Annotated in this window: 12 protein-coding genes; all 12 read right to left on the bottom strand. The window is 47.3% G+C overall.

Annotation, left to right across the window (positions count from 1 at the left end; translation table 11 throughout):
• Positions 1-63 precede the first annotated feature (63 nt).
• Positions 64-1,647: a LysM peptidoglycan-binding domain-containing protein gene (locus tag C170_RS01525; protein ID WP_036605900.1), complete on the bottom strand. Its 1,584-nt coding sequence runs from the start codon at positions 1,645-1,647 to the stop codon at positions 64-66.
• Positions 1,648-2,013: 366 nt separating this feature from the next.
• Positions 2,014-2,919 carry an RluA family pseudouridine synthase gene (locus C170_RS01520; protein ID WP_036605899.1) on the bottom strand — a complete coding sequence of 302 codons (906 nt, stop codon included), beginning with the start codon at positions 2,917-2,919 and terminating at the stop codon, positions 2,014-2,016.
• Entirely contained in the window at positions 2,916-4,220 is a 1,305-nt protein-coding gene (gene hemL / locus C170_RS01515) for a glutamate-1-semialdehyde 2,1-aminomutase (RefSeq protein ID WP_036605898.1), read from the bottom strand. The genes C170_RS01520 and hemL overlap by 4 nt, the downstream gene beginning before the upstream one ends.
• A 26-nt stretch (positions 4,221-4,246) precedes the next feature.
• The gene (gene hemB / locus C170_RS01510; RefSeq protein WP_017692601.1) at positions 4,247-5,248 is read right to left on the bottom strand and encodes a porphobilinogen synthase; all 1,002 of its coding nucleotides are present in this window, start codon (positions 5,246-5,248) and stop codon (positions 4,247-4,249) included.
• Between the two features lie 104 nt (positions 5,249-5,352).
• On the bottom strand, positions 5,353-6,915 hold the full coding sequence (gene cobA, locus C170_RS01505) for a uroporphyrinogen-III C-methyltransferase (protein WP_036605897.1): 1,563 nt from the start codon (positions 6,913-6,915) through the stop codon (positions 5,353-5,355).
• A 4-nt stretch (positions 6,916-6,919) separates the two neighbouring features.
• Positions 6,920-7,876 carry a hydroxymethylbilane synthase gene (gene hemC, locus C170_RS01500; RefSeq protein ID WP_036605896.1) on the bottom strand — a complete coding sequence of 319 codons (957 nt, stop codon included), beginning with the start codon at positions 7,874-7,876 and terminating at the stop codon, positions 6,920-6,922.
• Between the two features lie 2 nt (positions 7,877-7,878).
• Positions 7,879-8,529, bottom strand: a complete 651-nt coding sequence (locus tag C170_RS01495; protein WP_036605895.1) for a precorrin-2 dehydrogenase/sirohydrochlorin ferrochelatase family protein — start codon at positions 8,527-8,529, stop codon at positions 7,879-7,881.
• Positions 8,530-8,534: 5 nt separating this feature from the next.
• A complete protein-coding gene (gene ccsA, locus C170_RS01490) occupies positions 8,535-9,362 on the bottom strand; it encodes a cytochrome c biogenesis protein CcsA (protein ID WP_036605894.1) in 828 nt (275 codons plus the stop codon).
• Positions 9,363-9,376: 14 nt separating this feature from the next.
• Positions 9,377-10,762 carry a glutamyl-tRNA reductase gene (gene hemA / locus C170_RS01485; protein ID WP_036605893.1) on the bottom strand — a complete coding sequence of 462 codons (1,386 nt, stop codon included), beginning with the start codon at positions 10,760-10,762 and terminating at the stop codon, positions 9,377-9,379.
• A 342-nt stretch (positions 10,763-11,104) separates the two neighbouring features.
• The gene (gene speD / locus C170_RS01480) at positions 11,105-11,506 is read right to left on the bottom strand and encodes an adenosylmethionine decarboxylase (RefSeq protein ID WP_036605892.1); all 402 of its coding nucleotides are present in this window, start codon (positions 11,504-11,506) and stop codon (positions 11,105-11,107) included.
• Between the two features lie 335 nt (positions 11,507-11,841).
• Complete coding sequence (locus C170_RS01475) at positions 11,842-12,429, bottom strand: hypothetical protein (RefSeq protein WP_036605891.1); 588 nt, start codon at positions 12,427-12,429, stop codon at positions 11,842-11,844.
• 267 nt (positions 12,430-12,696) lie between these two features.
• Entirely contained in the window at positions 12,697-13,353 is a 657-nt protein-coding gene (gene yihA / locus C170_RS01470; protein WP_036605890.1) for a ribosome biogenesis GTP-binding protein YihA/YsxC, read from the bottom strand.
• Positions 13,354-13,411: the final 58 nt, after the last annotated feature.

The following is a 13,411-nucleotide window of genomic DNA, read 5'->3' as shown; positions in this document are numbered from 1 at the left end:
ATTATGCAAAAACCCGCAATCCTCAAGGGGATCACGGGTCGTAACGAAGGCTTTAACTACGGATTAAGGGATGTACAATATCTGACCTTCTTCCACAACCTGCTCAGATAATCGGTTATACAACTGAAGTTCCCTCGTGCTCAATTGATATCGATCTGCAATGGCATCCAGTGTATCTTCTCGCTGAACGATGCACAGTTTCACCTTGCGGAATGGGGTCTGGTCCACGATCGTTCCCAGGAACAGGTTCTTCCATTCCACATCATCCGCTGGATACGTTTCTTCCTGTACTACACCCGCAGGAACCTCATCGCCTCGCTCCACTTCGGCATCGCGTGCCGCTCTACCGGAGGATAACAAGGAAGAGATACCTACGCCCTCTTCTTGCCGTGGTGCGGATTCTTTTTTGCTGCCAAAAGCAACCTTCAGCTCCGGCTTGTCTTCCGTCTCAGCCACAGGTTCAGGAACAAATGCTTCGTTCTGTACGAACTCGTCTACCCCAGTCGCTTCAAAAGACGGTCGGTCTTCCTCAGGGTTGCCTGGTTCGGACGAAGCAAATACACCTTGCCAGTTCTCTGCCTGTGATTCAAATGGGACATCTGCAACTGCCTGATTCTCCTGCTGAGGTACAGATCTCGCTGATTCGAAGTGCCATACCTCTGGTGCGTCCGGTACATCCGGTGCTGCCAAGTCATTAGATGATTGAGCAGTAGGCTCTGAGACTGCTTGATCTGCACTTCTCGAGTTCGCAGGTAATGCATCCACGGAAGGCTCGGACCAACCCGAAGACTCATCTTCCAGAGGCAACAATGGTTCCGACTCAGGGTAAGAAGCTAATCGATCTGCGGTCTCAGCCATAAATGACGAGATCGGAGAAGGTTCGCTGTATTGCTCATGAGATGCCAATTCATCTCCATTCGCTGTCAGAGATGCGGGATCTTCATTTGCATCAGGTTGTCTGTTTTCGTTAACGTACTCCGCACTTAGCTCCTCAGATTGAAGTGGCTCTGCAGATGACGCATTCGCATAATCCTGCTGCCATTCTTCGCTATTCCTTAATGTCTCTTCCCGTGTGGACAGGTCAGCGAATTCCGGAGCACCATATGCAAGTTCTGCTGCACTCGCAAGTCTCTCTTCCTCACTCCGCTGGAGCAGGTACTCTTGTGCAAATGTGTTGGGATCGCTACCTGCCTGTGCTGCTTCATCGGAGCGGTTGGATTGCTGAGCATCAGGTGAATGAACAACTGTAAACTCATCTGCTGACCACACTTGTGGCTCTTCAACAGGAAAACCTTCGATACCTCGTAGCGACAACACGCCTGTAATGTTCAGACTGCGATTGGATAACAGATCCACGTCAAAATTTTCGATCTCGATGGAAATATCTTCAATCGATCTGACCCGGTTCAGCGGCACTGTGATCTCCACGGGAATGAAATGTTTGAGCTCCTCTGAAGCCTCATTTTCTCCTCTGTACGCACCTGTAAGTAAAAGATGCCCTCTTAATGTGGCATGATCATCCTGCCCTATGACTTGAATGCGTGGGTATAGTTCAATCTCCTCCAATTCCTCAATCGCAGGAACTCCCTCAGACAAATGAACGCGCTCATAAATATCGAACCGCAAACCATAAGGTTGATTCAACAAAGGTGGCGTCCTCCTTTCGGCATATGTTCACCATGATCCTTCTCATGGGACTGATCCATGGTCCAAATCCTTCGTTACCCCATCTATATGCCTTGAATGAGAGGAGCATGCCACCTTTTGAAAAACCTTGCTATATATGTTCAACTCATGGTTATTTACACTGTCACTCCAATGACAGAACAACCTTCTGATCGCTGTTATCCCCGGATTTTTTTCATTCCTTTTTATAAAGGGAAAATCCGGGGATAGCTTAGGCTTCCGAAGTAGCTTTCTTTCAGAAAGCTTTTAGGCGAACGCTTTACTTCTTCTGGTTGTTTCTGTCCTTTCCGTTTTCGTGTAAATAGTTAGTCGAACTTATATAGTGTATTAGTAAGACCCCTCTCGCTCTGCCAATTGTGTGAAGTCGGATGGCCAATGGTCGTTCACTTCAATCATCGCTCCGGTTAAAGGATGACTAAACTTAAGCAACTCTCCATGAAGTGCTTGTCGTCCAATGGCATCCGCTCTACCTCCATACAACGCATCACCAATAAGCGGATGTCCCGCGTAACTCAGGTGTACACGAATTTGGTGTGTTCGTCCTGTATCCAGCTTTAATCGTACAAGGGTTGCTCGTTCCCACACTTCGACGATCTCCACATGGGTAACAGCTTCCTGTCCACCTTCCGAGACACGCCTGCGCTGTTTGTGATGTCTGTCCTTGCCAATCGGAGCATCAATTTTGTGGAGTTTAAGGGGAATTTGTCCACCTGCAATAGCTACATAATGGCGACCAATCTCTTTACGACGCATCGCTTCATCCAGTTTGGCGAGGGCAAAAGCATTTTTGGCATATAGGACAGGTCCCGTTGTATCCTCATCCAGTCGATGAACATGGCGTACGCTCGCCTGTATTCCGTTCATTTCATAATAAGAGGCAACCACATGATCCAGCGTGATCGCCTGATCAGCACGGCTTCCATCTGGATGCAGTTTCATGCCTGCCGGTTTGTGCATAACCAGACAGAAATCATCCTCATACAGTACATCTACCTCAGCCCAGCGTGGCTCAACATCGATTGGCTGGGACGCAAAAAGGGCCAGCCGAAGCCGGTCCCCTGCAAGTTGTATTCCTCGGTTTGCTTTCAGCTGACGGAGCAGTTTCTCCGGAAACTGAAGTTCAGACAATAACCATTGCTCTGCAGCCATCGGTTTGTCCGAACTGCCTGTTACGGCTTTCCCTGGCATCAGCTCAAGCCATTCCCCGCGGCGTTTCCAACTTTTGATGGTCATAGCGATTGAAGAGCTTTACGATTCGCCTCAATCGTATCGTCAATATCCTGCTCCGTGTGCACACCAGAGACAAACATACCTTCGTATTGCGAAGGCGCAACACTCACACCTTGATCAATCATGGCCGCAAAATAACGACGGAATTGATCCAGATTGCTTTCTTTGGCAATATCATAATTGGTTACTGGAACGGCACTGAAGAATGGACAAACCATGGAACCCACACGGTTAATGGTTATCGCAATACCCGTCTCAGCTGCATTTTTCTCGAATCCGGCTTGCAGACGTGCAGACAATGTCTCCAGACGGTCATAGACCTCTGGTGTTAACAATTTGAGCGTTGTATACCCTGCTGCCATAGCCAGCGGATTCCCGCTCAATGTACCTGCCTGATAGATTGGTCCTGTTGGAGCAATCTGTTCCATCAGATCCCGACGACCACCATAAGCGCCAACCGGGAGGCCGCCACCGATAACTTTACCCAGACAAGTCAGGTCAGGTGTAACCCCATACCGTCCCTGAGCACAGTTCAACCCTACGCGGAAACCGGTCATGACTTCGTCAAAAATAAGCAGGCTGCCATATTGGGTCGTCAAACTGCGCAGCCCTTCAAGGAAACCGGAAGCCGGAGGAACAACCCCCATGTTACCTGCCACAGGCTCCACAATAACAGCGGCCAGTTCTTCACCATAACGTTCAAAAGCAAGTCTCACGGACTCCAGATCGTTATAAGGCACCGTAATGGTATTCACAGCTACGCCTTCAGGCACGCCTGGACTATCTGGAAGACCCAGCGTTGCAACACCTGAGCCAGCCTTGATCAGCAAGCTGTCTGCATGTCCATGATATGATCCTTCAAACTTCAGAATTTTACTGCGTCCGGTTACCCCGCGTGCCAGTCGAATGGCACTCATCGTTGCTTCAGTTCCAGAATTAACCATCCGCACGATATCGATAGAAGGTACACGCTCACAGACCAGTTTTGCCATCTCGGTCTCCAGCAAGGTAGGCGCACCAAAGCTTGTTCCTTTGAGGGCTGTCTCACGCAAAGCTTCTACAACGTCAGGGTGTGCATGTCCCATAATGAGTGGGCCCCAGGATCCCACATAGTCAATAAAAACATTGCCATCAATATCGTAGATTTTGGACCCTTCACCACGTTCTGCATAGATTGGAGTAAGTCCCACCGATTTGAATGCGCGTACAGGGCTGTTCACACCCCCGGGTATGTACTGCTTCGCTTCCTCAAACGCGCTGCGTGAGCGCTCATCATTGCGACGATTACCTTGTTGTGCAGTCATGAATATCCTCCTCAATGTAATTTATTTTATTTCTCAGCCAACCAGCGTGAAGCGTCTTTTCCGTAGTAGGTAATGATCATATCTGCACCTGCGCGTTTCATGCTGAGCAGGATTTCCATGGCAACTTTTTTCTCATCGATCCAGCCTTGAATCGCCGCCGCCTTCACCATGGCATACTCGCCACTTACATTATAGGCAACAAGCGGAAGATCAAATTGATCCTTAATCGTACGCATGACATCAAGATAGGACAGCGAAGGTTTAACCATTAGCATATCCGCTCCTTCGAGCACATCCGTCTCTGCTTCACGCAAGGCTTCACGCGCGTTCGCCGGGTCCATCTGATATGACTTGCGGTCTCCGAATTGTGGTGTGGAATCCGCAGCTTCACGGAATGGACCATAGAACGCGGATGCATATTTAACAGAGTAAGACATAATCGGAATGTGACTGAATCCATTCTCATCCAGCCCCGCGCGGATCGCTTGTACAAATCCATCCATCATGTTGGATGGTGCAATAATGTCCGCTCCTGCTTTAGCTTGAGACACTGCCGTTTGCACGAGTAGATCCAGTGATTCGTCATTTAACACATCTCCGCAGATGTGACCGTCAATCTCCACGGTGTGTACCATACCGCAGTGACCGTGATCCGTGAATTCACACAGACAAGTATCCGCAACAACCAGCAGTTCCGGGTACCAGGATTTGATCAATCTCGTCGCTTCCTGCACAATGCCATCTTCAGCAAAGCCAGATGAACCCACACTGTCCTTAGTCTCGGGAATACCAAACAATAACACGGCTGGAATTCCCAGCTCGGCAATTTCCGTTACTTCCTCCTGAAGACGATCCAGCGAGAAGCGGAATACGCCAGGCATGGATTTAATTTCAGATTTTACATTTTCTCCATACGTAACATAGATTGGTTGAATAAAATCATCCACGGTTAGATGGGTCTCTCTGACCATATTGCGAATACCTGTGGATTGACGTAAACGGCGATGCCGTACAATTGGAAAACTCATACGAGTAAAACCTCCTTGAAAAAGTTAAATAGAGCAAAAAGGGAAGCGCGCTGGTATCCTATCGAATTCAGCACGCTTCATATGTTGACATGATTACATGTGTATTAATTTCGAAGAGCGCCTTCTTTGGTTCCTGTCCGTTTCCAGTCGCATAGCACTGTGATCAAGCTATCCATCGTTGCTTCCTCTGCCATCAGTGTAACCTTTAGTCCAGCGGCTTCTGCCGTTTTCGCTGTAACAGGCCCGATACACGCAACCTCCACATCTTTCAATAAAGGCAGTGGATCTTGCAACCCCATACGTTTCAACATACTCATGAAGTTGGTAACCGTCGATGAACTTGTAAAGGTCACCGCATGAATACCACCTTCTTCAAGTAGCTTGAGTAGTTCGTCATCATCCTCACCAGCGAGGATCGTATCGTAGGTGATGGCTTCGGTGACCTGAAGCCCTCTTTCTCTCAACTGGTCACGTAACCATGTACGTGCAAGATCACCATGCGGAAGCAGTACTCTCTGGCCTTCCTTCAGCTCGCTTTCAAAAGCCTCAAGCATGCCTTCGGCCTGGAAAGGACCTTTGACAACTTCAGCTACGATGCCATGTTTGCGCAAAGCGTCCGCTGTGGAAGGTCCTACGGCAGTAATTCTCGCTTGATGAATCGAACGAATATCCTTGCCTTCCTGTTCCAGATGACGGAAGAAAAACTCCACGCCGTTCACACTTGTGAAAAACACCCAGTCATAGGTATTTAAAGCACTGAAGGCGTCTTTGACACTTTGCTTGGCAGATTCACTGGACGGCATGACCGTCTCAATGACCGGAAACTCATACGGTTCGCCGCCGAGTTCCTCAATGCGATTCACCAGTTCACTCGCCTGACTGCGAGCACGGGTTACCAGAATTCGTTTGCCAAACAGCGGCAGCGCTTCTGCCCATTTCAATTGTTCCCGCTGATTGACAACATCTCCCACCACAATAACAGCTGGTGGTTGGAAATTGGCTTCGATCACTTTCGCTTCTATATCCTCAAGGGTACCTGTAAGGGTATCCTGTTCCGCTCGTGTTCCCCAACGAATTAGAGCTACCGGTGTTTGCGCTGGACGACCATGACGAATCAATTGTTCGCTGATATATCCAATTTTGGCAACCCCCATCATAAATACAAGTGTGCCCGTTGCATTCGTCACTTTATCCCAATGGATACTGCGATCAAGCTTGTCCGGACTCTCGTGCCCCGTAATAATAGAGATGGAAGATGCATAGTCACGGTGAGTCACAGGAATTCCAGCATACGCAGGTACACTTATTGCAGCGGTAACCCCAGGTACAATCTCAAACGGAATTCCGTTTTTGTGCAGCAAACCCGCCTCTTCGCCCACGCGTCCAAAGATAGTTGGATCGCCGCCCTTAAGCCGAACCACAACCTTGCCTTCAAGAGCCAGATCAACCAACAGTTGATTGATCTCTTCCTGTTTCATCGTATGCCGATCCGGGCGCTTGCCCACGTAAATCTTGACTGCGCCGGGTTTCATTTGTTTCAACAATCTCGGACTTGCTAAACGATCATAGACTACCGCATCGGCTTTCCCGATGGATTCCCACCCTTTTACCGTAATCAGCTTTGCATCCCCAGGACCTGCCCCTACCAAAAAGACCTTTCCCACCATGTCTTCATCCCCTAACTTCTGCCAGTATCTGCTCTGCTCCCCGTTCGATCAATCTCCACGCCACTTCTTCACCCAGACGAACCGGGTCCTTGCCGATCATGGCTTCCTTAAGAATCAGTCCACCATCCGGCGTGCCGACCATACCTGTTAATTGTAACGTGTTTTCACCATTCAGGGAATCTGCATCTTGCTGAGGCACCCACACCGCATGAGCACCGATCGGAACCTGACAGCCCCCATTCAATACACTGAGAAAACGGCGTTCCGCCTGTACAGGAAATGCTGTCTCGGGGTCGTTATACAGCTGCAGCAAGTGCAACAGTTCCTCATCGTCTTCACGACATTCGATACCAAGCGCGCCTTGACCCACTGCCGGAAGGCAAGCTGTTTCCGTCAAGTACTCTGTGATCCGGTCTTCCCAGCCCATACGGTACAATCCTGCAGCTGCCAGAATAATCGCATCGAATCCTTCGGTCTCCAGCTTCCGCAGACGGGAATCAATATTGCCGCGAATCGATTCCAATTGCAAATCTGGACGATAGGCCTTTAATTGACTCGATCGGCGCAGACTGCTTGTTCCGACTCTAGCTCCTTCTGGCAGTTGATCCAGAGTTAGTCCACCATTAGATATCAGCGCATCCCGTGGATCTGCACGACGGGGAATAGCGCCATTGATTAATCCTTCGGGTAACTCGGAGGGCATATCCTTCATACTATGCACAGCCATATCAATGGTACGATCAAGCATCGCTTGTTCAATCTCTTTGACAAACAAACCTTTGCCGCCCACTTTTGACAACGTTACATCCAGAATGAGATCTCCCTTGGTAACAATCTTATGTACTTCAAAGTCAAAAGCTAATCCTTCCCGCTCACAAATATCGCGTAAATCCTGAATGACATGACCTGTCTGGGTTAGCGCAAGCGCGCTCTGTCTACTTCCAACTTTAATTGTACGCATATCTACACTTCCTCCTGATTACGGGATATCCAGTCCCCGATTTCTTCTTCGGTCCACCACCGAAAATGGCCTGTACGAATATCTTCTAATATGTTCATTTCAGTTAATTGCCGAAGCAACGTACTCCTGAGACTTGAAGAAGATACGCGTGACTTCACCTCAGTCCTCATCTGGTGCAAAAACTCAAGGTACGTCTCATACTCATCACCGAACTGTCGTTCGAGTGTGGCACGTATCTCCGCTGCTGCTGCCGGTCCCGCTCCTGCTGTGGATATCGCTATGCTTAATCTCCCACGCCTTACCACGCTTGGCGTAATAAAGCTGCTGTGCTCCGAAGACATTGCGTTATTCACCAATATGCCCGCAGCCTCCGCATCCCGAACCACAGTTGAATTGACCTCTGAATGGTCAGTCGCTGCATATACGAGAAAGGCCCCCCGCAAATCTCCATTGCGGTAGGACCGGTCTATCCATTGAATTCGGGATTCATGATGCAGTTGTTTTAATATGGGAGTAAGCTCCGGACTAATGACCGTAATCTGTGCCTCAGCATGCAGTAATCCCTTAATTTTACGTTCGGCAACACGTCCACCACCAACCACGCAGCATTTCTTGCCTGAAGTATTCACAAATATCGGCGTGTAACGGTCCATCCCCTTCACTCTCCCGTCCAACGATGAAACGCTGAATACGCATTGGATAAAAAACTTATAATGACAAATCCGTACCCAATCAGTGTCCATCTTGCCATGATAATTGTAGAGAACTGTTTCCTTCTCTTGGATACGAAGTACCCCACATAGATGGCTATAGCAAGACCTGTCGCAATAACTTTGAGATCCAAGAGTAGAATCCAGCGTCTTTCCGCCACAATGGATAATACGGCAAGCATCACAGAAACACCAAGGAGCGGTGTACCTATGAAATTAGCACCATCCATGTATTTGCCGATCACTTCCAGGCTTGGCATCCGTCGCATCGTATCATTCCACTTTTTTTTCTTCAACTTACGGTGCAGGAACAGATATAACATGGCAAATACCGTAGCAACGGTTAACGCCGCAAAACCAAGATTCGCCAAGGTAATATGCATAATGAGTAATCCATGTACCGTTTGCCAGTTATGCAGTGATATCTCTCCGGCCGTAAACCACAGTCGGTTTAATACCGTAACGGAAAAACCTACAACATTCAGCAACAAAATCACAAATTCGGAACGCTGGATGCGAGTCATGACGAGAGACATCAGCACAATACTGAATGAAAATATAAACAAAAAATCAAAGGTGGTATAGATGGGGAAATGGCCTTCAGTCCACATGCGCAATATGACATGCGTTACCTGCAATCCCCAAACAACGACAAGAAACCCTGTGCCTGTCCGCTTCGCCCCCGCATTGCGTCGAATGCAGTCCGAGAAATAGAACAGTAGGCTCAGGGCATACATATAGATTAGAGCTTCATAAACTTGTTCAGCAAGGGTCAAGCTGCCCACCCGCCTTATACGCCTGCCGGAGCATAAGCCGGCACGGGGTCTTGCCGGTTTTCGTTAAGGTGAGCGGCTGGTTTCGCCAGAGCTGTAGCATCACTCTGACTCACTTTTTCAGCGGCCATCTCTACTGCATCTTCCAGAGCGAAAATCTGAGTAAACATGCGCAGAGCTTCATCACCTTGCTTCGTGCCTGCCATTTCCTTAATCCGATTAATCGGATCTGTCGTCATTTGGTTCACAATACTCTTGGTCAAACGACGAATGACTTTACGTTGATGTTCATCGAGCTCAGGCAGTTTATTAAACAGGCTATCCATCGTTTCTTCATGAATGGAGACACCTTTTTCCTGCAAAGCGCGAATAACGGGACGAACACCCAACGTTTTGAGCCAATGGTAATAATCCTCCATCTCAAGCTCAATCATTCTCTCAATCTTGGCAGCTTCCACCTTACGCATCTCCAGGTTGCTCTCCACGATTCCTTCCAGATCATCAATGTCATAGAGAAATACGTTGGATAATTCACCAATCGCCGGATCAATATCCCGTGGAACCGCAATATCAATCAGGAACAATGGACGAGATTGACGACGCTTCATGCTCTCTCGTACCACTGCTGCATCCATGACATAACGTTCAGCTCCAGTGGAACTAATCACAATATCAACTTCATTAAGTCGATCTAGTGCCTGTTCCATGGTACAAGGTGTCCCCCGGAACTTGGCTGCCAATTCTTCAGCTCTTGCGAGCGTGCGATTCGCCACGATGACCTCGGATGCCCCGTTGGCATAGAGATGTTTCACGGTTAGTTCACTCATCTTGCCGGCACCCAAAATGAGCACCTTCTTGTCTGTGAACATGCCAAAAATCCTCTTACCGAGTTCAACAGCAGCATAACTGACAGATACGGCGCTCTCCCCGATGGAAGTCTCCGAATGTGCCCGTTTGCCCAGCGTAACAGCCTGTTTGAACAGCATATTAAACCAGGTACCTGTTGATTTCTCTTCCTGCGCTTTAAGAAAAGCCTGTTTCACCTGTCCAAGAATCTGAGTCTCACCGATGACCATAGAATCTAGTCCGCAGATGACGCGGAACAAATGGCGCATGGCTTGATCATCTTCATATATATATAAGTGTTGCGTAAATTCTTCCCGCGGTACGTTAAACCATTGTTCCATGAATGTTCGAATAAAATAACCACACATGTGAAGACGGTCCACCACAACATACAACTCGGTACGGTTACATGTGGCTACGATTACACCTTCCAATACACTCTTGGTCAGCTTGAGCTGCTGCAGCGCTTCAGACAAATCCTTTTCTGCAAATGTGAATCGTTCCCTAACCTCTACAGGCGCCGTGCGATAATTCAAACCAACGACAACGATGTGCATTGCAAGTTCACCTGCCTAATAAATTTCCAATCAAAGTGCTTACTGCATATGTCTATCCATTTATGATTGACAAGGTTAATTATATCACACATCATAGCCATGACCGGGTCATTTTTATGAAATGTTTATGAAATCACCATGTTCATCATCATATGCACTGTCATTTATTGTAGTGTCTCACCAAAGTTCACCGTTATGCGTTAAAAAGTGTCCATTATGAATATTCATAACGATACGCATATTAAAACAAATAGCCATGGAATTATTCCATGACTATTTGAGTTTGGGAGGTTATGTGTCCATCCCGATATGTGAACATTGTGTATGCAATATACTTTTTATTTAAGCCCGTTCAGTCTGGTTGTTCATGTCTGGTGTTTCAACTTGCAATTCGCCCAAACCACGTACCAACTTCTTTGCATACGTTTTTTCAGGCTTTAATACGGATACCAGGTAGTCAATAGCAAGCTGTGGATCTACAGTCTCCCCACAAGTGTAACAATCAATCGCTGCAAAACCTCTCTCAGGATACGTATGAATGGAGAGATGGCTCTCAGACAATAGTACAAGTACGGTCGCTCCCTGTGGATCAAACTGCTTAGATTGTACGGACATCACTGTCGCGCCACATGCCTCTGCTGCTTCAACCATTTGGGCTTCCAGATACTCTGCATTGTTCAGTAGATTAAAGTCGACACCCCAAGTATCAACAGCAACGTGTCTTCCGAAAGTTGAAAATTCCATCCTTCGGTCCCCCCTTCCTAGGAATAAAATGTTTGAAAAATTTCATCCGCTAGGACCTACGTCATTCACTTCCCGAGGGAAAAATCTCTCGCAACATATAATGTCCTGAGTGAATCCTGGTTCCTATATTGTTTTCAACGAGATTAAAAATAACATTGAATCAGAGTGAAATCAACCCTTTTCCAGAAGATTGTAAAATAAATATTTCCAATTCGGAATATTCGATCTCACATCAAAAAATTCCCCTGAAACCTCCACATTGGCGAGTGCCACTGCCCGGAAGATACAAGGGAATTCATTATATACATATACGTTTATAAACATACAATTTTAAGTTAATAAGCTTCAAGCTCAAACAACCGTTTTTGATGACGAGCAAGGGTCTCATCAATCTGATGGAGCTGATCAGCAGTCGCATCTTTTCTAGTATCCAGCAGTGAATCAATCTCGGCATACACACGGTTGATTTCGCGTTCTACATCTCTGGCCTGGAACAGATGTTGCAATTCAAGCAACGTGTTTTTGTATTCATAGATCACTCGGGTGTTCTCCCCGGTCTTCTCCACAATTTTGCGGACAGTGCCTTGAGCATAAACATACGTCATGGTGAACCCTTTATAGATCCGATGAACGACCCCGTCACCCTTAAAAGTCACAAAGAGCTTCCGGACAACGTTGGTCAGATGCAGATTCACCAGGCGGCAAGATAACTCACAGATATAAAACCCTTCTATGCGGTCAAAAGGAAAATGCACTTCTTCTCCACTTACATCCCCCAGCACAACCTCCTGACAACCATTGTCCAACACCTTAACCCGGTGATGAAGCCTGCCGTCTTCTGTCATGCGCAAAAACTGATGCATCTGGGGTTCTGACAATTTCATAGTGGCCTTAACGTATTCTGTGGCTAACCGCTGAGCCATACAAATCCCTCAATTCTTTCCCGATTGTTTTGTCTTCCTGCACATGTAGCAGTCATCTCAAAATTCTTCAGGCCGGCATGGCCGGTAATTTTGTTACTGTTGGCAATATGCACCTATGCTCATTATACACTACCCTAACGTTATTTTTCTCCAGACCCAGATGATGAATTGTCACGAAATCCCTTAAAAAACCGGATTAATCTGGATCTCATTAAAGATTCATTTAGCATGCTCACTTTCCTGCACTAAAACGGTATACTATCTCGGTTATCCGTTAATTCCGTTGGTTTCTTCCTCATCAGAAGCACCCTCTGCATCCAGCACTGGTGCATACTTATCTATGCGGGCATGGCGGGTAATGATGTCCCATAACTCTTCTTTCCCCAATCCCTCTTCGGATGAAAACGGCACAAACAAATCCCCTGAACGAAGACCCAGTGATTCCTTAATGACTTTGATATATTTGGCTCTGCGGGTTTTTGGAATCTTGTCCATCTTGGTTGCTACGACAACCAAAGGCAGTCCATTATGACGAAGCCATTCGTTCATCATCTTGTCCTCCTTGGACGGTTCATGTCTCATATCCACCATCTGCATGACCAGTTTCAATTCCTCGCGTCCCAACAAGTATTTCTCCATCATTTTTCCCCAGGCAAAGCGTTGCTCTTTGGAAACTTTAGCGTACCCATATCCCGGGAAATCGACGAAGTAGAGATCCTGATTAATTTTATAATAGTTGAGTTGCTGTGTCTTACCCGGTGTAGAGCTCGTCCGAGCCAAATTTTTACGATTGATCAATCGGTTGATCAGGGAAGATTTCCCCACATTGGAGCGTCCCGCCAAAGCAATCTCTGGCAGACCGTCCTCGGGGTATTGTTCAGGCCGAACGGCACTGATAATAAATTCAGATTGATTTACTTTCATATTGTATCTTTCCTCTCTTGAAAACCTGTGCTATGCATCACCTGTTGAAGGTATTATG

Origin of the sequence: Paenibacillus sp. FSL H7-689 (assembly GCF_000517905.1) — a bacterium.
GTDB classification, from domain to species: Bacteria; Bacillota; Bacilli; order Paenibacillales; family Paenibacillaceae; genus Paenibacillus; species Paenibacillus amylolyticus.
Note: the sequence above shows the minus strand (reverse complement) of the source record. Positions and strands in the feature narration are given on the sequence as shown.